General features: G+C 36.1%; 27 protein-coding genes. 11 read left to right on the top strand and 16 right to left on the bottom strand.

Annotated features, from left to right (window positions below):
- Positions 1–246 precede the first annotated feature (246 nt).
- Both ABDJ41_RS11620 and ABDJ41_RS11615 read left to right on the top strand, forming a co-directional pair.
- On the top strand, positions 247–2,979 hold the full coding sequence (locus ABDJ41_RS11620; protein ID WP_349786177.1) for a TolB family protein: 2,733 nt from the start codon (positions 247–249) through the stop codon (positions 2,977–2,979).
- A gap of 3 nt (positions 2,980–2,982) precedes the next feature.
- A complete protein-coding gene (locus ABDJ41_RS11615) occupies positions 2,983–3,258 on the top strand; it encodes a LapA family protein (protein ID WP_349786176.1) in 276 nt (91 codons plus the stop codon).
- Positions 3,259–3,355: 97 nt separating this feature from the next.
- On the opposite strand, the gene ABDJ41_RS11610 is transcribed toward ABDJ41_RS11615, so the two are convergent.
- The 5 genes from ABDJ41_RS11610 to ABDJ41_RS11590 all read right to left on the bottom strand — a co-directional run bounded on the left by ABDJ41_RS11610 (position 3,356) and on the right by ABDJ41_RS11590 (position 6,551).
- Positions 3,356–4,522 carry a trans-sulfuration enzyme family protein gene (locus tag ABDJ41_RS11610; RefSeq protein ID WP_349786175.1) on the bottom strand — a complete coding sequence of 389 codons (1,167 nt, stop codon included), beginning with the start codon at positions 4,520–4,522 and terminating at the stop codon, positions 3,356–3,358.
- Positions 4,523–4,526: 4 nt separating this feature from the next.
- Positions 4,527–4,943 (bottom strand): OsmC family protein, encoded by a 417-nt coding sequence (locus ABDJ41_RS11605; protein WP_349786174.1) that lies wholly within the window; start codon positions 4,941–4,943, stop codon positions 4,527–4,529.
- 60 nt (positions 4,944–5,003) lie between these two features.
- Positions 5,004–5,807 carry a 4-(cytidine 5'-diphospho)-2-C-methyl-D-erythritol kinase gene (gene ispE, locus ABDJ41_RS11600; protein WP_349786173.1) on the bottom strand — a complete coding sequence of 268 codons (804 nt, stop codon included), beginning with the start codon at positions 5,805–5,807 and terminating at the stop codon, positions 5,004–5,006.
- Between the two features lie 67 nt (positions 5,808–5,874).
- Positions 5,875–6,189, bottom strand: a complete 315-nt coding sequence (locus tag ABDJ41_RS11595) for a Uma2 family endonuclease (RefSeq protein WP_349786172.1) — start codon at positions 6,187–6,189, stop codon at positions 5,875–5,877.
- Entirely contained in the window at positions 6,189–6,551 is a 363-nt protein-coding gene (locus tag ABDJ41_RS11590) for a Uma2 family endonuclease (protein ID WP_349786171.1), read from the bottom strand. Before ABDJ41_RS11590 ends, ABDJ41_RS11595 begins: the two co-directional genes overlap by 1 nt.
- A gap of 216 nt (positions 6,552–6,767) precedes the next feature.
- Here ABDJ41_RS11590 and ABDJ41_RS11585 point away from each other — a divergent pair, with 216 nt between their 5' ends.
- From ABDJ41_RS11585 to ABDJ41_RS11565, 5 genes are all read left to right on the top strand, one after another.
- Positions 6,768–7,562: a thymidylate synthase gene (locus tag ABDJ41_RS11585; protein WP_349786169.1), complete on the top strand. Its 795-nt coding sequence runs from the start codon at positions 6,768–6,770 to the stop codon at positions 7,560–7,562.
- Positions 7,559–8,044 carry a dihydrofolate reductase gene (locus ABDJ41_RS11580; protein ID WP_349786168.1) on the top strand — a complete coding sequence of 162 codons (486 nt, stop codon included), beginning with the start codon at positions 7,559–7,561 and terminating at the stop codon, positions 8,042–8,044. The genes ABDJ41_RS11585 and ABDJ41_RS11580 overlap by 4 nt, the downstream gene beginning before the upstream one ends.
- Positions 8,045–8,157: 113 nt before the next feature.
- A complete protein-coding gene (gene secDF, locus ABDJ41_RS11575; RefSeq protein WP_349786167.1) occupies positions 8,158–11,124 on the top strand; it encodes a protein translocase subunit SecDF in 2,967 nt (988 codons plus the stop codon).
- Positions 11,125–11,215: 91 nt separating this feature from the next.
- Positions 11,216–12,538, top strand: a complete 1,323-nt coding sequence (locus ABDJ41_RS11570; protein WP_349786166.1) for an NAD(P)/FAD-dependent oxidoreductase — start codon at positions 11,216–11,218, stop codon at positions 12,536–12,538.
- Positions 12,513–13,412, top strand: a complete 900-nt coding sequence (locus ABDJ41_RS11565) for a hydroxymethylglutaryl-CoA lyase (protein WP_349786165.1) — start codon at positions 12,513–12,515, stop codon at positions 13,410–13,412. Before ABDJ41_RS11570 ends, ABDJ41_RS11565 begins: the two co-directional genes overlap by 26 nt.
- Here ABDJ41_RS11565 and ABDJ41_RS11560 read toward each other — a convergent pair.
- From ABDJ41_RS11560 to fbaA, 3 genes are all read right to left on the bottom strand, one after another.
- Positions 13,409–13,834, bottom strand: a complete 426-nt coding sequence (locus ABDJ41_RS11560) for a GNAT family N-acetyltransferase (protein WP_349786164.1) — start codon at positions 13,832–13,834, stop codon at positions 13,409–13,411. The two genes, ABDJ41_RS11565 and ABDJ41_RS11560, sit on opposite strands and share 4 nt — an antisense overlap.
- Complete coding sequence (locus ABDJ41_RS11555; protein ID WP_349786163.1) at positions 13,800–14,285, bottom strand: low affinity iron permease family protein; 486 nt, start codon at positions 14,283–14,285, stop codon at positions 13,800–13,802. The genes ABDJ41_RS11560 and ABDJ41_RS11555 overlap by 35 nt, the downstream gene beginning before the upstream one ends.
- Positions 14,286–14,387: 102 nt before the next feature.
- Positions 14,388–15,467: a class II fructose-bisphosphate aldolase gene (fbaA, locus tag ABDJ41_RS11550; protein WP_349786162.1), complete on the bottom strand. Its 1,080-nt coding sequence runs from the start codon at positions 15,465–15,467 to the stop codon at positions 14,388–14,390.
- A gap of 127 nt (positions 15,468–15,594) precedes the next feature.
- Here fbaA and accD point away from each other — a divergent pair, with 127 nt between their 5' ends.
- Positions 15,595–16,440, top strand: coding sequence for an acetyl-CoA carboxylase, carboxyltransferase subunit beta (gene accD / locus ABDJ41_RS11545; protein ID WP_349786161.1), 846 nt, complete (start codon positions 15,595–15,597; stop codon positions 16,438–16,440).
- A 63-nt stretch (positions 16,441–16,503) separates the two neighbouring features.
- Here the strand turns inward: accD and ABDJ41_RS11540 are convergent, their stop codons facing one another.
- The 3 genes from ABDJ41_RS11540 to glmM all read right to left on the bottom strand — a co-directional run bounded on the left by ABDJ41_RS11540 (position 16,504) and on the right by glmM (position 19,404).
- Positions 16,504–16,773 (bottom strand): hypothetical protein, encoded by a 270-nt coding sequence (locus tag ABDJ41_RS11540; protein WP_349786160.1) that lies wholly within the window; start codon positions 16,771–16,773, stop codon positions 16,504–16,506.
- A gap of 72 nt (positions 16,774–16,845) precedes the next feature.
- Positions 16,846–17,994: a cysteine desulfurase family protein gene (locus ABDJ41_RS11535; RefSeq protein WP_349786159.1), complete on the bottom strand. Its 1,149-nt coding sequence runs from the start codon at positions 17,992–17,994 to the stop codon at positions 16,846–16,848.
- A 21-nt stretch (positions 17,995–18,015) separates the two neighbouring features.
- A complete protein-coding gene (glmM, locus tag ABDJ41_RS11530; RefSeq protein WP_349786158.1) occupies positions 18,016–19,404 on the bottom strand; it encodes a phosphoglucosamine mutase in 1,389 nt (462 codons plus the stop codon).
- A 177-nt stretch (positions 19,405–19,581) separates the two neighbouring features.
- Here glmM and ABDJ41_RS11525 point away from each other — a divergent pair, with 177 nt between their 5' ends.
- Genes ABDJ41_RS11525 through ABDJ41_RS11515 form a run of 3 tightly spaced genes read left to right on the top strand, consistent with a single transcriptional unit; the run spans position 19,582 to position 21,607 of the window.
- Positions 19,582–20,313, top strand: a complete 732-nt coding sequence (locus tag ABDJ41_RS11525; protein WP_349786157.1) for a class I SAM-dependent methyltransferase — start codon at positions 19,582–19,584, stop codon at positions 20,311–20,313.
- On the top strand, positions 20,310–20,891 hold the full coding sequence (locus ABDJ41_RS11520) for a phosphatase PAP2 family protein (protein ID WP_349786156.1): 582 nt from the start codon (positions 20,310–20,312) through the stop codon (positions 20,889–20,891). Before ABDJ41_RS11525 ends, ABDJ41_RS11520 begins: the two co-directional genes overlap by 4 nt.
- Positions 20,873–21,607, top strand: coding sequence for a ZIP family metal transporter (locus ABDJ41_RS11515; RefSeq protein WP_349786155.1), 735 nt, complete (start codon positions 20,873–20,875; stop codon positions 21,605–21,607). Before ABDJ41_RS11520 ends, ABDJ41_RS11515 begins: the two co-directional genes overlap by 19 nt.
- Here ABDJ41_RS11515 and ABDJ41_RS11510 read toward each other — a convergent pair.
- Genes ABDJ41_RS11510 through ABDJ41_RS11490 form a run of 5 tightly spaced genes read right to left on the bottom strand, consistent with a single transcriptional unit; the run spans position 21,604 to position 24,641 of the window.
- Entirely contained in the window at positions 21,604–22,053 is a 450-nt protein-coding gene (locus ABDJ41_RS11510; RefSeq protein ID WP_349786154.1) for a MarR family winged helix-turn-helix transcriptional regulator, read from the bottom strand. The two genes, ABDJ41_RS11515 and ABDJ41_RS11510, sit on opposite strands and share 4 nt — an antisense overlap.
- Positions 22,053–22,220 (bottom strand): C1orf53 family protein, encoded by a 168-nt coding sequence (locus ABDJ41_RS11505; RefSeq protein WP_349786153.1) that lies wholly within the window; start codon positions 22,218–22,220, stop codon positions 22,053–22,055. The genes ABDJ41_RS11510 and ABDJ41_RS11505 overlap by 1 nt, the downstream gene beginning before the upstream one ends.
- Positions 22,220–23,161: an exonuclease gene (locus ABDJ41_RS11500; protein WP_349786152.1), complete on the bottom strand. Its 942-nt coding sequence runs from the start codon at positions 23,159–23,161 to the stop codon at positions 22,220–22,222. Before ABDJ41_RS11500 ends, ABDJ41_RS11505 begins: the two co-directional genes overlap by 1 nt.
- On the bottom strand, positions 23,158–23,754 hold the full coding sequence (coaE, locus tag ABDJ41_RS11495) for a dephospho-CoA kinase (protein ID WP_349786151.1): 597 nt from the start codon (positions 23,752–23,754) through the stop codon (positions 23,158–23,160). Before coaE ends, ABDJ41_RS11500 begins: the two co-directional genes overlap by 4 nt.
- On the bottom strand, positions 23,754–24,641 hold the full coding sequence (locus ABDJ41_RS11490) for a CdaR family protein (RefSeq protein ID WP_349786150.1): 888 nt from the start codon (positions 24,639–24,641) through the stop codon (positions 23,754–23,756). The genes coaE and ABDJ41_RS11490 overlap by 1 nt, the downstream gene beginning before the upstream one ends.
- Positions 24,642–24,713: the final 72 nt, after the last annotated feature.

Here is a 24,713-nt window from a genome sequence, read left to right as displayed (position 1 = left end):
GCTTAAAAACATCATAAAAATCCAACAAAAACGAACAAACAACCAAAAACTAACAAAACTTCAACAAACTGAATATCAATAAAAATAATACAACCATATAAAATAAAAAGTTAACTAAAAACAGCAATAAAAAAATCAAAATACTAATTAATTTAGTAAACCACTTAAATGAAACAAAATAAACTGTATAAATCACTGATAATCAAGATTAAAATAACACTTATATTAAGTTTAATTTCACAATCAGTGTTTTCACAAATTTTCGACGAAGAACAAAACCCACTTAGTGTAAAATGGCGCCAAATAAATTCATCCGGTTTTAAAATCATCTATCCAACCGAGCTGGAAAAAGAAGCCCAAAGAATGGCCAACACCTTACCCCATATTTACCCTCTTGTAGGGAGTAGCCTGGGAGTCAAAAAAACAACCATCCCTGTACTCCTCCAAAACCAGGGAGTCATCGCAAATGGCTTCGCCCAACTAGGCCCAAAAAAGTCTGAATTTTTCAGCACTCCCCCACAGCAGTTCGACAGTCAGGACTGGCTAAATAACCTGGCAGTTCACGAACTCAGGCACGTGGCTCAGTTCGACAAACTAACCGGTGGAAAAGCTAAACCATTTCCGGAACTTGTGTACTTTGTATGGTTCGGTGCAAGCCTGCCGATCTGGTTTTTTGAAGGCGATGCAGTAACTACAGAAACTGCACTTACAAATGCCGGACGCGGAAGACAACCATCATGGATCATGCCGTATAGAGCAAGCCTGCTTGAAGGGAAAAAACTTTCTTACAGTAAGGCCAGTTTCGGATCAAACACTGACATCACACCGGGATACTACCAACTAGGCTACCTCCTATCTTCGAACATCAGAACACAACAAGGAGAAAACATATTTGAGGAAGTGCTGACCGATATCAAGAAACGACCGCTTCGCCTTTACCCTTTTTCTAACACATTAAAAAAACTAACAGGAAAGGGAAGTCACAAATGGTACAAACAAACAGACTCTCTGCTTAGAACAAAATGGACAGCTCAGGATCAAGCAACATCCACGGTAGATTACCAGTCACTAACTAAACCAGCAAAATATGCAACCAACTACTTTACTCCTGTAAAATTAAATGACAATTGCATATTAACTTTAAAGCAAAGTAAAACCGAGGCAACACATTTGATTATGATTGACAGCAATCGTACAGAAAAACATTTGCTCTACATCGGCTACCAGGAACAACCCTGGTTCAGTTATGCTAATGATCTTGTAATCTGGGATGAGGTGAGATACGACCCAAGATATAGAAAACGCAATTACAATATCATTTGCAGTTATAATCTAAAAACAAAAAAAGTTAAAAAACTCAGTTCAACATCCAGACTCTTTGCTCCTTCACTTTCTGCTGACGGTAAAAAAATAATTGCAGTAAAAATCGAACTGAATAATCAATGTAACCTTGTGGAGCTTGACGCAAAATCCGGAAGTATCATTTTCACTTACCCGAACCCTAAAAATTTAATTCTTCAAACTCCATCATTTGACGAAAGTGGAAATACCATTGCTTACATCAGCGTGAGCGAAAAAGGCAAGGCGCTGCACACCATCAACAGATCAGGAGAAATACGTGAACTCATAGCCCCAACACAACAACAACTGACAAGGCCAGTATTCATTGGTCAACAGATCGCATTTAACGCTCACTACAACGGGATCGACAACATTTATGAGATAGACGTCATATCAAAAAAAATAAGCGCTCTGAGCAACGCAAAATACGGCGCCTTCAATCCTTCATTCTCAAAAACATCATCGACATTAATTTTCAACAATTTTAGGCATACAGGCTACGACATTTCTGAAACCCCAATAAAACCAGAACCTCTCTCCAAAAACAATTTTGTTTATTTTGGTGCTGCAGCAGAAAAACAAGAAAATACAGGAAATGTATTTAGCAAAATCCCTGATAGCATCTACGACTCTAAACCATATCGCGCTTTAGGCAATCTGATCAACCTGCATAGTATAACTCCCGTGATTGAAGACGAATATCTCTTTGGACTACAACTAAATTCAGATAACCTACTCAACACTTTCAGCTCATTTGTTGGTGCGGAGTATCATCGTGACCTGAGGCGCTTTGAATACAATGCAGGGTTTATTCTTAAAAGCTTTTATCCAGTCATTAGCAGTACCTATAGAAATAGGCCCAGAAGGACTTTTTATACTACTAACCAAGGCATTATGCAGGGCGATTGGAGAGAAAACAATATTCAGCTCCAGGCACTTGTCCCAATTAATTTCAATAGTCTTGGCGATAACTATAGTTTCAATTTTAAAGCTGCAACAAGTTATACCCAGAGATATATGGGACAGAATATGCCAGCCAATTACATCACCAGTCTAAAATTGCCAATGGAATACGGATTCTCATTTGCTCATTCCACAAGACAAGCTGATCGTGACATTGCACCAAGATGGGCACAAACACTTAAACTAACTTACCTCCACCAGCCTTTCGATAACAGACTGGATGGAGAGCTATTTGCAGCAGAAGCTTTTTTATACTTCCCAGGTCTATTTAAAAACCATTCTTTTACTGCAAATTTCAATTACCAGTATTCATCTGGTGTAAGAAGGTATGACAATGAAATTAATGCAGTATATGGCTACAACAACATCATGGCCCGCAATTTTTTAAAAAACACGTTGCTTTTCAACTATAGATTTCCTTTCGCTTTCCCCGACGCTGAACTTGGTCCACTTGCTTACATCAGAAATATACGCGGTGGATTATTTTGCCATTACGAAAATCTGGGTATAGACACTGATATGGGTCAACCTAAAACATACGGTTTTGAATTACGAAGCAGCATGAATTTACTCCGTTACCAACCAATTATTGATTTAGGCACTAGATTTATCTTCGTAAATAAAGTTTACAATCAAAATCCTATATTCGAATTAATTTTAAACTATAGCTTCTAAATCATGCGAGCAAAAACCATTTTCATTATCATTTTCACTGCACTTATCACCATTTTTTTAATGATCAATACTGATGCAGTTGAATTTAACTTCATAGTCGTTAAAAAGGACATCTCTAAACTTGTGGTTGTTGGCGTATGTACTTTTGTAGGATTCCTCCTCGGATATTGGGCTGGCCGACCAAAAACGACAATAAGCACGTATGATAAAGAGTTAGACGGATACAGCAATGACAATAAAAGTAATCTAAGCGACGAAGACAGAGAATATATCAAGTAAAAAAGATTTATCATTATAAAACAAAAGACCGGATTACTTCATCAGTAATCCGGTCTTTTGTTTTAAACACTATCTAATTGATAAAAACTCTTTTCAACTATGCCAAAGCTTGATTAATATCTTCAAGAATATCATTGATATGTTCCAAACCGATAGATAAACGAATAGTCCCCTGTTCGATTCCAACCTGCAAACGCTCATCTTCTGTCAATTTTGAATGTGTACTTGTCGCCGGATGTGTAGCTATAGACCTGGTATCGCCAAGATTAGCAGAAATAGAAAACATTTTTAACTTATTCATGAAAGCACTTGCGACTTCAACTCCACCTTCAATTACCATTGTCACAATCCCGCCCCCTTGTTTCATCTGTTTTTTAGCGATTTCATATTGAGGATGAGAAGGCAGAAAAGGGTACATTACCCTTTTTATACTTTTATGATTCTGCAAAAACTCAGCAACTTTCAAAGCATTTTCACAATGTCTGTCCATACGTACCGCCAGTGTTTCTAAACTTTTAGATAACAACCACGCATTAAATGGAGACATTGCAGGCCCACTGTGTCTGGCAAAACCTTCAATTTCTTTAATTAATTTATTCGAACCTAATATAACTCCACCTAGTGTACGGCCCTGTCCATCAATAAATTTTGTAGCGGAATGAATAGAAATATCAGCACCCAATTTTATTGGTTGTTGTAAATATGGTGTAGCAAAGCAATTATCCACAGTTAATAAAACATTATGTTGCTTTGCCAGTTTAGCTAACCATTCCAAATCAATAATATCTATCCCAGGGTTAGACGGCGTTTCCACAAAAATCATTTTTGTATTAGGCTGTATGTTGTTTTCCCATTGCTCAGGCTTATCCAAATCCGCATAAGTATAATTAATACCCCATTTTGCAAAAACATTATTTAATAGCTGATGAGTTGAACCAAAAACAGAACGGCTAGACAATACATGGTCGCCAGACTTTAAAAAAGTGGCAAGAGTAGTAAATATAGCTGCCATTCCTGAAGCCGTAACCCAACCTGTCTCAGCACCTTCAAGAACAGACATTTTATCAATTAATTCTGTTGTATTCGGATTAGCATACCTGCTATAAACATTCCCTTCTTTTTCGTTTGCAAACAACGCTCTCATATCCTCTGCATCATCGAACTTATAACTTGACGTTAAATACAGTGGCACAGAATGCTCTTTATATTGTGTTCTTTCGGCTTGCAAACGTATAGCCAGTGTTTCGAAATTCTCTTCTTCCATTTTATTATTGATGAATAGTATAAGTAAAGTTAATGGTAGCAGAGCGTCCCAAAATATTAGAAACAGAACAATATTTATCAAATGTCATGTTTAATGCACGCTCCACCTTTGTCACGCTTAAAGCGCCATATAAATTAAAATGAATATCTATTACGTCGAAAATCGGCGGCATTTCTTCATCTTTCCTGGTTGCCTTGATTGAAATTTTCACGTCATCCAAAGGCTCTTTCTGCTTGGTTAACACATTAACCATATCTATCCCACTGCAACCACCTAAGCCTATTAAAAGCATTTCCATAGGTCTAAAACCCTTGCCTTCTCCACCAATTGCAGGTTTAGCATCAAGCTCAACAGTAAAACCACTTGAATTTTCTGCTTCAAAATTAAACTTACCGCTTTTACGTACTAAATTAATTTCCATGTTCGTATTAGTTATTCTCCTCCATCACAACATCAGTACAAGTACTAATCCTGTAACTTATTAAATGTTATAATAAACCTTATTTTCACGCTCTAGTTCCGGCAAATGAACTTGCTGATCAAAAATTGCAAAAACACTTGAACCACTACCGCTCATTAAAGAGAATAATGCGCCAGATTGATATAATTTTGATTTGATCTGCTCAATCTCCGGATATTTTGAAAAAACAGAAGTTTCAAAATCATTCTTGAGACAAGATCTCCATTCTTTCACAGGCAAATGTATTAAATCTTTTACCCATCTACTAGGAATTATAGGCTTTATTCCAGCATAAGCATCTGCCGTTGAAACGTGTACAGGCGGTTTTACCAACACAAGAAAAAAAATTGACAAATCTATTGCGATTGAATTAAGCTCATCACCTATACCAAATGCATATGCTGGTTCATTTTTAATAAAGAATGAACAGTCAGCTCCCAAAGGGCGAACATAGTCTTCCATTACAGCTGTTGACAAACCCAATTTGAATTTATCATTTAACAATTTAACTAAATGAGCTGCATCTGAAGAACCTCCTCCTAACCCGGCTCCTACAGGAATATTTTTAAGTAAAGTAATTTGCTGTTCAGGCAGATCAAATTCCTTTTGAATAGACTTAAAGGCCTTCATGCAAATATTATCTGCAGTATTTCCTGGTACGTCGATTCCTTTTATCAAACAAGAAGTTTCCGACGCATCTGTCAACTCCACCACATCGTAAAGCTTTACAGGATAAAATACAGTTTCGATATCATGATACCCATCTGGCCTTTTTTCTATGACATTTAAACCAAGGTTAATCTTGGCATTTGCAAAAGCAAGCATACATGTGGTATTTAATTTTTGGAAAGCAAACTTACTAAAATTGCAAATACCAAAAACCAATGATATGTTAATACTCAGAAAAATCAACAACCTCAAACAATTCTTCTAAATTCAAAGAAAAGCCAGGAAGCACATCTGAAGTAAACATTCCACTGACAAAACAAGGCTGCTTTGCTACGAAGAAACCACCTTCATTAAGTACATACTTTAATATTGATGCTGTGTAGGAATCTAAAACCCAATACTCAAGGACCCCAGAAGCTTCATAAACTTTAAATTTAAAATCAAGATCTTTCTTATTATTGCCAGGCGAAAGCACTTCTACAACTATATCAGGAGCCCCAATGCAACCTTTGCCATCTATTTTTCGATCGTCGCACACTACACAGATATCTGGCTGAAGTACAGTAAACACTTCCTGATCGGATAAAGAATCACCAGGAAACGTACATCAAAAGGAGAAATAAAAACCCTGCAAGGTTTTCCTTTCAAAAACTGATGTAACTCTGCAAAAACACTCCCCGTACAAATCTGATGCTTTGTAGTTGGAGCAGACATCTGAAATATCTTTCCTTTAATAAGCTCTAATCTTTCCTCAAATGTCCAACTTAAATAGCTGGCATAAGAATAAGTACCTGAAAGATCAATTTCATTAAAAGTCATTGTCTCAGGTTCATCTGTTTTATAGGGATTTAATGATTTATCCGAACCATTTTGTTCTACATCATAATTTTCATCTTTCATATTCATACAATTTAAAGTTTTTCAAATTCTATTAGCATCGCAACGAACGTCTTGATTATTTCAGGATTATTGAAATCTTGCTCCAAAAATTTAATTTAACAATCCCCATTCTTTTAAAAGCATTCATATATATGTACTTTTGTACTTAAAGCAGCCCATCGAATGCAACACAACGTTAATCAAAGACATTATCTTTCAATTGAAAAAATATAATAGATGAAACAATATTTAGATCTAATGCAACATGTGCTGGATCATGGCACTCAAAAACACGATCGTACCGGTACTGGAACAATTAGCGTATTTGGATATCAGATGCGTTTTAACCTACAAGACGGTTTTCCAATTGTGACTACAAAAAAACTACATTTAAAATCTATTATACACGAGCTGATCTGGTTTTTAAGTGGCGATACCAATATCAAATACCTAAAAGACAATGGTGTTAGAATATGGGATGAGTGGGCAGATGAAAATGGCGATCTTGGCCCTGTTTATGGTTCACAATGGCGGTCATGGCCAAAACCAGATGGAGGACACATCGATCAGATCGCACAAATCATAAATACCATTAAAAACAACCCAGACTCCAGACGGATCATCGTTTCTGCATGGAATGTTGCAGAAGTTGAGAATATGGCGCTTCCACCTTGTCACGCTTTTTTTCAATTTTATGTTGCCGATGGAAAATTAAGCTGTCAGCTTTACCAACGTAGTGCTGATATATTTTTAGGTGTGCCTTTTAATATAGCATCCTATGCTCTACTTACAATGATGGTAGCTCAGGTATGTGGTTTACAATACGGTGATTTTATTCATACACTTGGTGATGCCCATCTCTACAATAATCATCTTGAACAAGCAAAGCTACAATTAAGCCGTGAACCTAAAAAATTGCCTACTATGCATATAAATCCAGAGGTAAAAGACATCTTCAATTTTAAATACGAAGATTTTACGTTGATAAATTACGATGCGCATCCGCATATAAAAGGAGTAGTAGCTGTATGATGATATCCGTAGTTGTTGCTATTGGCGAGAACAATGCCATAGGTAAAGACAATCAGCTGTTATGGCATTTACCTGCTGATTTAAAACATTTTAAAGAGATCACATCGGGCCATACCATTATTATGGGTCGAAAAACGTATGACTCCATAGGTAAACCATTACCTAACAGACGTAATATTGTGATGACAAGAACTCCTGGGCTTCAAATTCAGGATGTTGAAGTAGTCAGCAATATTGATGAAGCACTAGCACTTTGTACTACTGAAAAAGAAGTATTTATTATAGGTGGTGCTGAAATCTATAAATCAACCTTAAACATCGTAAACAAGATCTACCTTACCAGAGTCCATCAGAGTTATGATGCTGATACTTTTTTCCCCAAGATCGATTCTAACTTATGGGATGAAACGGATGTCAAAAAACATCTCCCAGATGAAAAAAATCATATAGCTTACACTTTTTCGACACTTTTGCGTAAATAGTTGAGCTCCTATAATAAAAAATCAATAAGGTAGCCTATTAATTAAAAAAATAATTAGATTTGCCGACTTGTTAAAAAAATATATAGCATATATAGACTAATAATTACAAACAAATGCAGGGTAAAGGTTTTATTAAATTTATGGCAATACTATTAGGTATTGTCTGTGTGTACTCTCTCTCATTCAACTTTGTTACCTCGAAGGTTGAAAAAGACGCAAAGGCTTACGCTAAAGGAGATGTAGAAAAGGAAAAAGCATATTTAGATTCGATGGCCACTGTGCCCGTTTATCCGCTTTTAGGTTTTAATTATCAGTTCTGTAAAGCAAAAGAAATAAACCTTGGATTAGACCTTAAAGGTGGTATGAACGTAACGATGGAAATATCGTTAGGTGAATTAGTTAAATCATTAGCAGGAAATACAGATGATGCTAATTTTAATAAAGCATTAGCGACTGCTCAGCAACAGTTAAATGCTGGTGGTAAAGATTTCGTTTCTTTATTTGTAAACGAATACGAGAAGTTGGAGCCAAACAAGCAATTGGTAGATTTCTTCTCTAATCAGGACAATGCAAAATTGTTAAAACCTAATGCCAGTAATTCTGAAGTTAAGAACTTCTTATCAAAAGAGGCAACAAGTGCAATCGACCGCTCATTCATTATCATCAGAAGTCGTATTGATGGTTTTGGTGTAGTGAGTCCGAACATGCAGAAACAAGAAGGCACAAACCGTATCCTTATTGAGATGCCAGGTGTTCAAGATAAAGAACGTGTTCACAAACTATTACAAGGTTCTGCAGAATTACAGTTCTGGCAAGTTTACCAAAACGAGGAAGTATATCCTGTTTTGGAGAACATTAACAAGACACTAGCTACAACTTTAAAAGATACAACAACTGTTACTGGTACTGACACGGCTGCAAAAACTGGCAGTAAATTAGCAGGTTTAGCTAAAAAAGCAGACACAAAAGATTCAACCGCTTTAAAAAATCAGGAGCTTTCTAAATCCAATCCATTATTCGCTGTATTAAATATTCCTACTTATCAGTCAGAAACTGGTCAGCCTTCATTGCGTCCGGGACCAGTTGTAGGATGGGTTGCACAAAAAGATACTGCAAAAGTAAACGCATTCTTCAAAAGACCAGAAATTGCATCTATCATTCCTCAGACATATAAATTTATGTGGAGTGTTAAGCCAGCTGATCTTGGTGCACAAACACCAAGTAAGATTTTTGAATTATACGCAATCAAAGTTACCTCTTTAGATGGCAAACCAGATTTAGGTGGTGAAGCCATCAGCGATGCACGTCATGACTTTGATCAGAAAGGACATCCTGAAGTAACCATGTACATGACTGCTGATGGTGCTGCAAAATGGAAAAAAATTACTGCAGAGGCTTCTGCTGATCCTAACAATAAAAAAGCAATTGCTATTGTTCTTGACAACACAGTTTATTCTGCTCCTACAGTGCAAAATGAAATTCCTAACGGTATTTCTTCCATCACAGGTAACTTCACGCAAAATGACACGCAAGATTTATCAAACATTTTAAAGGCTGGTAAATTACCTGCTCCTGCTAGAATTGTTGGTGAATTCGTAGTTGGTCCTTCATTAGGTGAAGCAGCGATCCACAATGGTTTATTATCGTTTGTTCTTGCATTCGTCGTAATCCTTGTGTTTATGGCTTTGTATTATAACAAAGCTGGATGGGTTGCGAACCTTGCATTGGTGATCAATTTATTCTTCATCATGGGAATATTGGTATCACTCGGTGCTGTTTTAACATTACCAGGTATTGCGGGGATCGTATTGGTAATTGGTTTATCAGTAGATGCTAACATTTTGATATTTGAACGTGTAAGAGAGGAATTAACCTTAGGTAAATCTACTCCATTAGCAATCAGCGAAGGTTTTAAGCATGCAATGTCTTCAATCATCGATTCAAACGTTACTGTTTTGGTATTAGGTGTTATCCTATATGTATTCGGTAGCGGTCCGGTTCAAGGATTTGCAACGACACTTTGTATTGGTATTTTATCATCGTTGTTTTGTGCTGTACTTATCTCACGTTTAGTATTTGATACTTTACTGGATAAAAAAGCTAACATTTCGTTTGGTAATAAACATACCATACATGCATTTAAAAATATCGCATTCGACTTCGTTGGACACAGAAAGTTATATTATATCATTTCAACCGTAATTATTGTTTTAGGAACAATCTTCTATTTCAAACATGGTGGTTTAAACTTAGGTATCGATTTTAAAGGAGGTAGAACTTATATTGTTCACTTCGATCAGGGCATGAAGACTGAGGATGTTAAAGAAAAATTAACTGCAGTATTCCCTGAGTCTGAAACAATTGTAAAAACGGCAGGTGGCGATCATGAATTAAAAATCACTACTACCTACCATATTACTGATACTGATACTGAAGCAGATAAAATTGTTGAATCGGCTTTAAAAGATGGTTTATCAAAAACAGGAGTAAAATATAACATTGTGAGTAATGAGAAAGTTGGTCCGATCATCGCGAGTGACATTCTATATAGTGCTTACGGTGCTATCTTATTCTCTTGTTTAGTAATGTTTATCTATATCGTAGTAAGGTTTAAGAAAGTAAACTATGGTTTAGGTGCGGTAATCGCGTTATTCCACGACGTTTTACTAGTATTATCATTCTATACTATTTTAGACGGTGTATTACCTTTCTCCCTTGAGATTGGACAGGATTTCATCGCTGCTATTCTTACAGTAATGGGTTATACTATGACTGAAACAGTTGTAGTATTTGACAGGATTCGTGAAAAGTTAGCACAACAAGGTAAAGAAGATCTTCATGGAAAAGAAAGAGAAACGCTAATCAACTTTGCATTAAACAGCACGTTAAGTCGTACTATTCTAACTTCATTAACTGTATTCTTTGTATTGTTAGTAATTTTTATCTTCGGTGGCGCCAGTATCAGAGGATTTATATTTGCCTTATTAATTGGTCGTATTATTGGTACCTATTCATCATTATGTATCTCTACTCCGATTGTATTGGATTTAGGTGAGGCAAAATTCAAATCAAAAAAATAATTACTTCTTAATTACATCATATTAATAATTAAAGGCATCCTTTTTGGGATGCCTTTTGTTGTTATATGTATATTTACTCAAACCCAAGATTATGAATCAACATTTTCCGAAAGGCGCTAAACAAAGAATTGTAATTGTAGGAGGCGGATTTGGGGGAATTGAACTCGCAAAAAAGTTAAAAAAAGCAGATGTGGAAGTAATGATGCTGGATAAGCATAACTATCATACTTTCCAACCTTTACTTTATCAAGTTGCTACAGGTGGATTAGAAGCCGATTCAATTGCCTTTCCTTTACGAAAGATTTTTAAAGGACAAAAAAATCTCACTTTTAGAGTAACAAAAGTAAAAAATGTACGCTCTAGCGAGAACATCATAGAAACATCGATAGGAACTATAGAATATGATCATCTTGTATTGGCAACGGGAACAAGTAGTAATTTTTTCGGAAATGCAGAAATTGAGCATAATGCGATGCCAATGAAATCAATTCCTGAAGCTTTAAACTTACGTAGTCTTATTCTCCAAAATCTTGAAGCAGCACAAATTGAGATTAACCCGGTAGAAAGAGCTGAACTATTAAATTTTGTAGTAGTTGGTGGCGGCCCTACCGGAGTAGAAACAGCTGGTGCATTGGCAGAGTTGAAGAAACATGTATTAAAAAATGACTACCCGGAATTAAATATTGATGATGTAAATATTTACCTTATTGAAGGATCTCCAGAGTTACTTGGAGCTATGTCTACACAATCTCAAATAAAATCTGCAGACTTTTTACGCGAGCTTGGGGTAACCATCATGAACAGTGCCCGTGTAAAAAGCTATGATGGAAATGCTTTAAGTCTGGAAGATGGACAAAAAATCCCCTCTTCCACAGTAATCTGGTCGGCCGGTGTAAAAGGTGTTGTGTTAGATGGCATAAATACAGAAATAATAGTTAGAGGGAACAGATTAAAAGTAAATGAGATTAATCTGGTTGAGGGTTACAATAATATTTATGCTATAGGAGATGTTGCAGCTATGATCACTGAAGAATTTCCAAATGGCCATCCTGGCGTAGCTCCTGCTGCTATACAACAGGGAACTTTACTTGCTAAGAATCTGGTAAACATTATAGATAAAAAGCCTGTAGAGCCATTCAAATATCATGATAAAGGAACTATGGCAACTGTTGGTAGGAACCGGGCTGTTGTGGACTTGCATAAGATCAGGTTCCAGGGAGTATTCGCATGGTTTACCTGGATGTTTGTGCATTTAATGACACTAGTTGGGTTTAGAAATAAACTGGTTGTATTTGTAAATTGGGTTTGGAGTTACTTTAGTTATGACCGCGGTACAAGGCTAATCATAAGACCATTTTTTAAAAATAAAAGTATAAAAGAGTTAGATCATGCAAATGCTACAAAAACCGATTAAACTTATAGAATGTCCCAGAGATGCCATGCAAGGTATCCATGATTTTATAGATACAGATCTAAAGGCAGCCTATATCAATTTACTATTAAAAGTAGGTTTTGATACAATCGATTTCGGAAGTTTTGTTTCTCCAAAAGCCATCCCCCAATTGCGTGATACAAAAGAAGTTTTATCAAAACTTGACCTGAGCAATACAAAATCAAAGCTATTGGCTATTGTAGCTAATTTAAGAGGTGCGCAGGAAGCCTGTGCTCACGAACAGATTAGTTATCTGGGCTTCCCATTTTCGATATCTGAAACTTTCCAACAGCGCAATACAAATTCAGGCATTGTCCAATCTGTAGATACTATAAAACAACTCTTGACTTTATGCGATGAACATAATAAAACGGCAGTTATATATATATCAATGGGTTTTGGCAATCCTTATGGAGATCCCTGGAATGTAGAGATTGTAGAAAAATGGGCAGATGAATTAGCTAGTCATGGTGTAAAAATTCTTGCTTTATCAGATACAACAGGTGTATCTACTTCTGAAAAGATTAAAGAGATTGTTCCCGCACTAATTAAGAAATTTGAATCAGGTAATTCACTTGAACACTCCGCTCAGTCGAAAGTTGAAATTGGATTACATTTACACAGCACTCCCTATACCAGGTTTGAAAAGATACAAGCTGCTTATGAAAGTGGTTGCAGACGTTTTGATAGTGCACTAAAAGGTTTTGGAGGCTGTCCGATGGCTACAGACGACTTAACAGGCAACATGGCAACAGAAGATCTGATTAGTTACTTAAACACAAAAGGTGAGCTATTAAACCTTAATATAGAAAAATGGCAGGAAGCGCTTAGCCTCTCTGCCAAAGTATTTAATTAACTCTTTTTCACCATTTTAAAGTGTTGAATTCCCGCTTCTTCAAACTGTTCTCCTTCTGCAATAAAACCAAAGCGAGCGTATAAAGGCAAGGCATGTAATTGGGCGTTCAAATAAATATAACGAGCATCATCAGGCAAATCAGCCAGTGCTGCAGCCATTAATGCCTGCCCTATCCTTTTACCTCTAAATTCCTTTAATACAGCAAACCGCTCAAGCTTATAACCAAGGTCAGTTTTACGCCAACGACAAGCGCCACAAGCTGTACCGTTAAGTTCTGCGAGGAAATGAACAGACTCCTCTTCATTTTCCCATTCCAGTTCGGGTGGACAATTCTGTTCATCAACGAATACTTTTCTTCTAATGGCAAAAGCTTTTTCCAGTTCTTCCTTATTTTTGATTTTGTTTACCAACAGTGCTTCCATGGCTTTTTGTAGTTTTTATTTTTCTTTCGTGAATTTCCGCTGCTGCATCTATAGAATGGGAACAATGAATATCACTTTCTTCTTTAGATAGTTGTGATAATGTTACATAAAATTTGTGCAATTGATCCAATTCTTTTTCAGACAAATCTTCAATGTCTACCATCCTGTTACTAGCCCTTTCATGTGCTGCAATCAATTCATTCAACTTTAACTGAATGGCTTTCCCATCCTTGTTTTGTGCTTTCTGAATTAAAAATACCATCAAAAATGTAATAATAGTCGTTCCTGTATTAATCACCAGTTGCCAGGTTTCCGAATAATCAAACACCGGCCCACTTAGGGCCCATATAACTACAATGGCAATCGCGGCAAGAAAAGCAGCAGAACTACCTGTAAATATTGTAGCTGCATTAGCGAAACGCTCAAAAAGTTTATGGTTACGTTTTTCCATTTGAATACATTTATCTTCCTGTCTATTCAGGCTTATAAGCCTAGCACAAAAAAAGCGCCATAAGGTTTATCCTTATGGCGCTTACGTAATGTTATAATTAGATTACAATTTATCGCTTGCGTTTCTGCAATTTAAATCGTCAAATGCCTGAGTCAGACGCTTAACAAATTGCTCTTCACCTTTACGTAACCAAACACGTGGATCATAATATTTCTTATTTGGTTTATCGTCACCTTCAGGGTTACCAATCTGTCCCTGAAGATAAGCTTCATTAGCTTTATAGTAATCAAGAATACCTTCCCACATTGCCCACTGCATATCAGTATCGATATTCATTTTGATTGCACCATAAGAAATAGCTTCTCTGATTTCTTCCTGAGAAGAACCAGAACCACCATGGAATACAAAGTTTATTGGTTTTTCAGCTGTTAAACCAAACTTTTGCTGAATATATTCTTGTGAATTTTTAAGAATTACAGGCTGTAATTTAACATTACCTGGTTTATAAACACCATGTACATTACCAAATGCTGCTGCAACTGTAAATTTATCACTTACTTTACTTAGTTCCTCATAAGCATATGCTACTTCTGAAGGCTGTGTATACAATTTAGAACTATCAACATCAGAATTATCTACACCATCTTCTTCACCGCCAGTTACACCAAGCTCGATTTCGATAGTCATACCCATTTTAGCCATACGAGCTAAATATTTAGCAGAAATCTCAATATTTTCTTCGATAGACTCTTCCGAAAGGTCAAGCATATGCGATGAAAATAGTGGTTTACCATGTTCAGCGAAGAATTTCTCGCCATGATCTAACAATCCATCAATCCAAGGTAATAATTTTTTTGCAGCGTGATCAGTATGTAATACAACTGCAACACCATAGTGTTCTGCAAGTAAATGAACATGCTTAGCTGCTGATACCGCCCCTAATACGCATGCATTTAAATTATCATTGTTTAATGTTTTTCCTGCATAAAACTGCGCACCTCCGTTTGATAACTGGATCATAACAGGTGAATTAACAGCCTTTGCAGTCTCCATAACCGCATTAATCGTATTAGTACCTGTAACGTTTACTGCCGGTAAAGCAAATTGATGTTTCTTAGCTTGTTCAAACAGTTCCTGAACAGCATCTCCGTAAATTACGCCTTTATAGCCTTTTAAACTCATTATTTTTAATTTTAGATTAGCCGAAGTTATGAAAAATATAAGTTTGGGCAAATTAATTTAGGCTAAACTACCTTAAACTGTTCTAATTTTTTTTCGTTTCTTTGTACTCGTATTTTTCAATAATAACATGGCTTGGTTTAAGAGAGAAAAAAAAGGTATCAGTACATTAACGGAAGAAAAGAAAGAGGCACCAGATGGTTTGTGGAACAAATGCCCGAATTGCAAGAAAGCGTTACACAGTGCTGACCTTGTAGAAAATAAATATGTTTGTCAATACTGCAATTATCATTTGCGAGTTGGCTCTAAAGAGTATTTTGAAGTATTGTTCGATAACAATCAGTTTACAGAATTATTTAGTAACCTGACATCAGGTGACCCGTTGCACTTTACGGACAGCAAAAAATATACAGACAGATTGATTGAGAGTCAGAATAAAACTGGTTTAAAAGATGCTATCAGAGCTGCTCATGGTAAAATAGAAGGTGAAGACCTGGTAATTGCCTGTATGGACTTCAATTTCATTGGTGGTTCTATGGGTTCTGTAGTAGGAGAAAAAATTGCCCGCTCTATTGATTACAGTATTAAGCACAAAGTACCTTTCCTGATGATTTCAAAATCAGGAGGTGCAAGAATGATGGAAGCTGCATTTTCATTGATGCAAATGGCTAAAACATCTGCTAAACTAGCATTACTGAGTCAGGCAAAAATCCCTTATATTTCCTTATTAACTGATCCTACTACTGGTGGTGTCACTGCTTCTTATGCTATGTTAGGAGACATCAATATTGCTGAACCTGGTGCTTTAATTGGCTTCGCTGGCCCAAGGGTAATTAAAGAAACGATTAAAAAAGATTTGCCTAAAGGTTTCCAGACTGCAGAGTTTGTACTGGAACACGGATTTTTAGATTTTATTGTTGATAGAAGAGCAATGAAAGCTAAACTGGCAGCATTCATTAAAATGATGAATAACTAAGATTTTGACTCATGTAAAAAAGAAGGGTTTGTGTAATCACAAACTCTTCTTTTTTACTTTTGGTTATATATCTTGACTCCTACTGGGTAGAATTCCGGGTTCATGACTTGATCCTAGTGGCCTATTCTTTCTTTTCGGTCTGATCACGAAATCATTTCTCCCCATATCCACAACAGAAGAAGTATCGCCACTATCTATTTCCTTTTCATTAATCAGATCTTCCGTTTCTTTATAAACAGTTTTTCTGTGAGCATGCCTTTCTTGTGCTTCGTCTATCGAGCCTTTTTTTTTAGATACTTCTTTTTTGTCCCCAGCTTTTTTTATCGTTTTCATAATCAAAAGTATTTATCATAACAAACCCTATTTGTTATATCATAAACAACTCTGACCCTTCTTGTGTTTGAATTAAACTGTTACATTTTTATCAACAATATCCTTTAACTTTTCCACTACATAATCCAATTCGGCTTTGGTATTATATTTACTGAAAGAAAAACGTACAGAAGGTCTGTTTGGATCAGTACCTATACCTGTAAGCACATGAGACCCAATATTAGATCCTGACGAACAAGCACTACCTCCAGAAGCAGAAACACCATTTATATCAAGATTAAACAGTAACATATCTGCCAAATCCATTGCCGGGAAAGAAACATTTAATACTGTATATAAGCTTTTGTCTGCGTCAGTCTCTCCATTAAAAGTTATATCAGGAATTGTTGCAATAAGACTATCCTTCAGGTATGTTTTCAACTCCTGAATATGGCTATGATGTTTCTCCATTTCTGCATAAGCCATTTCCAGTGCTTTAGCCAATCCTACAATTCCATAAACATTCTCTGTACCACCACGCATATTGCGTTCCTGTGCTCCTCCAAAAATCATCGGACTGATTTTTACGGTGTGGTTTACAAACAGAAATCCTACACCTTTAGGTCCGTGTAATTTATGTGCAGCACAAACAATAAAGTGAGCCTTAAGCTTTCTTACATCATGAATATAATGCCCCATTGTCTGCACTGTATCACAATGATATATAGCATTATAACTTTCACATATATCCCCTACTCTTTCTATATCTGTTAAAGTACCTATTTCATTATTGGCATGCATCAGGGATACAAAAGAGCGATCGTTGTTCTTAAGTAATTCTTCCAGATGGTTGTAATCGACATTTCCCTTTTCATCAATATCGACAAAACTCAACTTATCAATTATACCTTGCTGTAGCAACATATCAAAGGTGTGTTCTACTGCATGGTGTTCTATTTTAGACGTAATTGCATGTTTAATATTAAAAGCAGCAATGCCACAACGAATAGCCGTATTATCAGCTTCTGTACCGCCAGAAGTAAAGAAAATCTCAGCAGGAGTAGCATTTAAAAGTCCGGCAACTGTCTTTCTCGCTTTTTCTATTAAAGTACGAACTTCTCGGCCCTGGGCATGAATTGAAGATGGATTTCCGTAATAATTACTCATCACGTTTATCATCTCCGCCATCACATCCTTATCCAAAGGAGTGGTGGCGGCATTATCTAAATAAACCCGTTCCATTATAATAAGTTAGTTTTTTTGTTAATTCAGTTTTAATATTTCTTTGATATCCGAAATGATTTTTATGGCTAAACCTTCGGCTACTATTTCGGTACCAGCTTCACTATAAATACGGATAATAGGCTCAGTATTTGATTTACGCAAATGAACCCACTCCTTATCAAATTCAATTTTCAATCCATCAATCGTACTATGCGGTTGATCTTTATATTTTTCCTGAACTTTAATCAACAATGCATCGATATCCATTTCAGGAGTTAAAGTAATTTTATTTTTGGAAATATGATATTCAGGATAGCTTTTACGCAACATTGAAATAGGCTTCTCAAATTTAGCCAGATGAGTTAAAAACAAAGCAATGCCTACCAAAGCATCACGTCCATAATGTAATTCCGGATAAATAATACCGCCATTTCCCTCTCCACCGATCACCGCATTTGTTGCTTTCATTTGGTTTACCACATTAACCTCTCCAACCGCAGATGCATGATATTCCCCACCAGAAAGCTCAGTCACATCTCTTAAAGCCCTTGTAGATGAAAGGTTCGAAACAGCATTCCCTGGTGTATTTTTAAGAATATAATCAGCCACCGCAACAAGTGTATATTCTTCACCAAACATTTCTCCATCTTCACAAACAAAGCACAAACGATCTACATCTGGATCAACGACAATACCCAAATCTGCCTTTTTATTTTGCACAACCTTTGCAATTTCTATTAAGTTTTCAGGCAAAGGCTCTGGATTATGTGGGAAATGCCCATCAGGCTCGCAGTATAATTCATAAATAGTTTCTACACCTAGTGCTTTTAATAAAGCTGGTACAAATATCCCACCTGTAGAGTTAACACAATCAATTGCTACTTTAAAATTAGCTTTTTTTATAGCTTCTACGTCGACAAGTGGCAGATCAAGTATTATATCAATGTGCTTTTGCAGATAAGTATCATTACTGGTTACTTTACCAAGACTGTCAACATCAGCAAATTCAAATTCAGACTTTTCAGCGATCTCCAACACTTCCTTTCCATCTGCATCACTGATAAACTCACCTTTATCATTCAATAATTTAAGTGCATTCCATTGTTTTGGGTTGTGACTTGCAGTTAAAATAATACCTCCACCAGCTTTTTCCATAGGAACGGCAATTTCAACTGTAGGTGTCGTAGACAGCCCCAAATCAATCACTTCAATACCTAATCCTTGCAAAGTTCCGATGACCAGGTTATTCACCATTTCACCAGAGATCCTGGCATCGCGACCAAGAACTATCTTTTTTATATTGGTTCTGTTGATTACCCATGAGCCGTATGCTGCAGTAAATTTAACAATGTCTATGGGCGTTAAACCATTGCCGGCAATGCCGCCAATTGTGCCCCTGATACCGGAGATTGATTTTATTAGTGTCAAGTTATAGAAGTTATAGAGTTTGCTCCAAAAATAAGAAAAAAACAGAGAACCAATATTTAACTTTGGTCATTATTATCACAAATGCACTTAAATTGCATTTACTATATAATTATTATCATCTGTTGCAGAGCAAAACACTATATTTGTCTTTTTCTAAACATCAAAAATACTGTCTCTATGCAGCGTAAATGGTTTCAATATTGGTTCAACTCTCCCTATTATCACATTCTTTATAGCCAACGTGATGATGCAGAGGCTGAATACTTAATTGACAACCTTTCGGTCTATTTAAAACCTACAGCAAATTCAAGAATACTTGATATTGCTTGCGGAAGAGGTCGCCATGCCATTTATCTGAATAAAAAGGGTTATGATGTAACAGGAATAGACCTTTCAGAACAAAGTATTAAATATGCGCAACAGTTTGAACAAAAACACCTACACTTTTTTGTTCATGACATGAGGAAACTATGCTTTATCAATTACTTTGATATTGCCTTGAATCTTTTTACCAGTTTTGGTTATTTCGATACTGAAAAAGATCATGTAAATGCTTTAAAATCTTTCAGAAAAGGCTTGAAGACAGATGGCACCTTGGTTTTAGATTACTTCAATACGCAAAAGATTATTAAGAATCTTACTCAAAACGAGATTAAAACTGTTGAAGGAATTGAATTCCATCTCAATAAGTTTGTCTCTAATGGCAAAATCATTAAGCACATTAATTTTGAGCACCGTGGTAAACCTTATGCCTTCGAAGAGCGTGTCCAGGCATTTGAACTAGCAGATTTTGAAAGAATGCTTGCAAAAAGTGGGTTGCAGATTAGCGCGACCTTTGGAAGCTATTCATTGGAAGAATTTGACGAAAACAAATCTGAGCGTTTAATTTTAATTTGTAAAAAAGCATGATAGAGAGCTTACAGCACTTTGATGTAGAGCTTTTTCTAAAAATCCATAGAGGAATGGCCAATCCGTTCTTTGACTGGCTACTACCTTTAATGCGCAACCGATATTTTTGGGCTCCGCTTTATTTATTTATTATCATTTTTTGTTTTATTGAATACAAAAAAAAAGGTGCTTATATCATCGGCATGATGCTGGTAACTTTTGCAATGGGCGACATGCTAGCTTCAAGAATTATCAAGCCTCTGTTTGCCCGAATCAGACCATGTAATGAAATCACATTAGTTGACGAGATTATACGTCGAGTACCTTGTGGAAGTGGATATAGCTTTCCATCTGCTCATGCTACCAATCACTTTGCAATTGCAATATTTCTGATTTTTGTTTTTTATGACAAATGGAAACCGATCCTCCCTATTGGCTTGGCCTGGGCATTTATCATTTCTTTCTCTCAAATATATGTTGGGGTACACTACCCCGTAGATACTATGGTTGGAGCAGTTCTGGGTACTGCTATAGGCCTCATTACATCAAAAATTTATAAAAAAATACAACCACAATCAGAATGGAAATCTGGAAACTAGTCATGTTATTTTTTAGTGCTTTCTTAGGGGGCACAGCAATCTTTTTAGTTAAAAGTGACAAATCACAATTACTAAAGTTAATTCTTTCCTTTAGTGGTGCGTACTTATTTGCAATTACAGTATTACACCTCATCCCAGAAGCATATAGTGGAGCAGATCATCATGATATCGGGATATTTATACTTATCGGTTTCTTACTACAGATCCTGTTAGAACAATTCTCTCAAGGCGTTGAACATGGACATATCCACAAACACAACGATAGCAAAGCCTTTCCTTATGGAATTATGATCAGCTTATGCCTGCATGCTTTTCTTGAAGGCATGCCTTTGGCAAAAGATCAACATAATGCTTTAATTTATGGTATTTCACTACATCATATTCCTGCAGCCTTTGCGCTTGCAAGTATCCTGCTTCAAAGTAAGTTTAACAGAAACAGTGTGATTTTCTATATCAGCATATTTGCTGCTATGGCACCACTAGGTTTTTACGTAAGCTATGGCTTAAGTAATGGAAGTATTGGAGGTGTTGAAGCTTATTTTAATAAGATTATGGGTATTGTAATTGGTATTTTCCTACATATTTCTACCACAATTTTGTTTGAGTCCAGCGTTGACCACAAGGTAAGTAAACGTAAAATGATTGCGGTATTATGTGGTGTTGGAATTGCCCTGATTGGTTTTTATACCTCAGGGCATAGCGGCCATGCGCACTAACCTCTTAATTTATCCAGAAGCATGTTTAATTGAGTGGCTTCTTCAATCGACAAATTAGGAGCCACCATTGCAGATAAATCTACTTCCAGATCAATCTGTTTAAGTAACAACAAGCCTTTTCTGGTAATTACGACATCTACTGAACGTTTATCTGTTGCACTGGTTGATTTCATTACAAGGCCCTTTTGAACCAAACGATCCACAATCCTTGAAGCATCACTCATCTTATCCAGCATTCTTTCTTTCAACGTGTTTACGCTGCAAGGTGTAGGATTCTGGCCCCTTAAGATCCTTAGAATATTAAACTGCTGTATCGTAATGTCGTATGGAGACATTGTCTTTTTCATATGAGTATTACACCAGTTATAGGTAAAAAATACATTAACTATAGCCTGTTGATGTGCACTTTCAAACCTGGAAATTTTTAATTCTTTCTGCAAATCCATTATTTCTGTTGTTTACCATCATTAGGGTCTTTCCCTTTTACTTTGCCATAATTCCAGGGACAATGTTTACATTTATTTTTACAACAGTATCCTCGTTTCAGATGATACACTTTAGTGAACACCATTAAACCCTCATCGTTAAAATAATAATCATCCCCTTCAATCATCAGTTTAGCAATTTAACGACCAAACTTCCTTCAAAGTGATTTTTCAGTTGTATTCCATCTCCATGATTCGTCCATATCTCAGATGGCTTTACCTTTTTAACGGTAAAAAGAATGTCATTCCAGTCCGCATGATCAGAAATCAACAACTGGATTCCATTGTTATTCTGTAAATGTTTCCATCCACTTGCAAACACTCTAATCACATTAATGGCCTTAAAATAACTTCTAAACACCATTGGAGGAACTAAATACACCATATTGGTGGGATTGTTTTTCATCACCTTGCGGTCATACATTTCATACCTCCCCAGATTGACCCCCATCTCCTCATATATTTTAACAAAAGATAACATACTATGGTGTACCAAAATCCTTTTTTCTAGACAATGATCATTCATTAAACTAATCAGTCGCTGACACTTACCTAAAGCATAAGCTCCTAGCATAATGTTAGTTTCTGTACCGTTCAATTTTAAAATCTCTTCTTCTGCAGTTGGATGTTGTGTATCAGGATCAGCAAAAGTAGTCTCTGTAATCAGCACATCAGCCTCCACAAACTCAATAGGTTCGCAAGTTTTATCTGGCTGCAATTTATAATCTCCGGTATAAAGGTATTTTATCCCTCTGTATTCCATTAACACCTGGGCAGAACCCAAAATATGGCCAGCTGGTATAAAACTTATCATAACACCATTCAAATCAAAAACTTCATGATAAGCTTTAATATGAAATTCATTACCAGCAAACTTCCTGTATCTGTGTTTCATGAACAAAGCAGTAGCTTCAGTACAAAACACATTTAAATTACCACCAATCGCATGGTCACCATGTGCATGAGAAACCACAGCATTTTTCACAATCTCTTTAGGATCTAAATAAAAATCCCCGTAACTACAAAACAAACCTGTATTGTTTAATACTATAAAATCATCAAGTATCATTCAGAAATATTTAAAAACAGTTGATGTAACCTTGTCACTTGAATGATCAATGAATCTGTTTCGTTGTTATAAATAATATGGTCAGCCTTTTTTGTTTTCTCTTCATCAGACATCTGTTTGTCCATCCGTGCCTTTACAAGTTCTGCTGTTACACCATCACGTTGCATTACTCTTTGAATTTTCACTTCTTCAGGTGCAATAACCAGTAAATTCTGATCGCACATTTTGTATGATCCGCTTTCAAATAAAAGTGCTGCTTCCTTTAATATATATGGAACAGATTGAGGAATCTGCTTTACCCAATCATCAAATGCACGGAATACTGCTGGATGCACCAGTTCATTTAACCTGGCCAGTTCCTTAGCATTATGGAACACAATACCTGCGATGTGTTTATTATTTAAAACTCCATCCTTTGTATAACTTTCTATTCCAAAAGCCTCTTTAACACTTTTTATCAAGATTTCGTCAGTCACCATGATCTGCTTGGCAACCGTGTCTGCATAAAAAACCGGTATCCCTAATGTTTCAAATATCCTGCAAATGGTTGTTTTTCCACTTCCTATTCCTCCTGTTATCCCTATCTTCAACATTACTTTTCTATAATAAAATCAACTTTCCCTGGTGTAATTGAAATCATCTTACAATAATCAGGGAAACGAACCACCTTAGCCCTTAGTTTATTATGTTTTAATTCTTTCCACTCGTTCATATCGACCACGGCCTCAATAAATTCTTCATTAACCTGGCTATATTTAGACAGTGCTACCAAAAAAGTAACTTTTACCTTTCTTGGGTACAATTTCACACTATAATATTCCCTATTATTAATCACCTTAAGTGGAATTTCCAAAACCTTTTCGGTAAACTCATCAACGGGAATTTTCACTTCAACACTTGCAGGAAAAATGCTAACATTTTTCATTTTACTCTGCATCATTGGAACTACTTTCTTTGAAGTATACTGTATATCATCAAGAGTAAGCGAATCTGTTTTCCACTCTTTGATCTTATGTAATTCTTCTTCAGGACCAGAAATAGTTACATAATCCGGAGTAATTTCAATCGGATTTGAGATTCCGTATTGCTTTACAAACCCAATTTCAGACTGCAGCTTTACAGGCACTCTTTTCACTGTTTTCTCAGAAAAATCGAAATATAGCGTATCCGGTTTTACAGATATGATCTTTTGTGAAGTTTCGAGCTGATCATTAACATTATACAATTGCTCAGAAAAAAGAATAAAATTTCTATTATTTAACTTTTCAAGACTGATAGATATAGATTGAGGTTTAATTCTTAATCGGGAAAACAATAGCTGCCAGCCAGTTCCCTCTACCTTTAAATCTACTGTATCTGATTGCAATGGGTGGAAAGCCTTTTTCTGCGGAATATTATTATACTTTAAAACAGTTTTTACAGTATAAGGATATTTATTATCTAATGCCATAAACAACCATGCTGCAATTGCTATAAGCATACAGGTGGTTAAAACGAGGATTCGTTTACGCTCTACTTTTGTCAGTTTTATAAAGGGCATCGATGTAAAAAT

Source organism: Pedobacter sp. ASV1-7, assembly GCF_040203335.1.
Taxonomy (GTDB): domain Bacteria; phylum Bacteroidota; class Bacteroidia; order Sphingobacteriales; family Sphingobacteriaceae; genus Pedobacter.
Note: the sequence above shows the minus strand (reverse complement) of the source record. Positions and strands in the feature narration are given on the sequence as shown.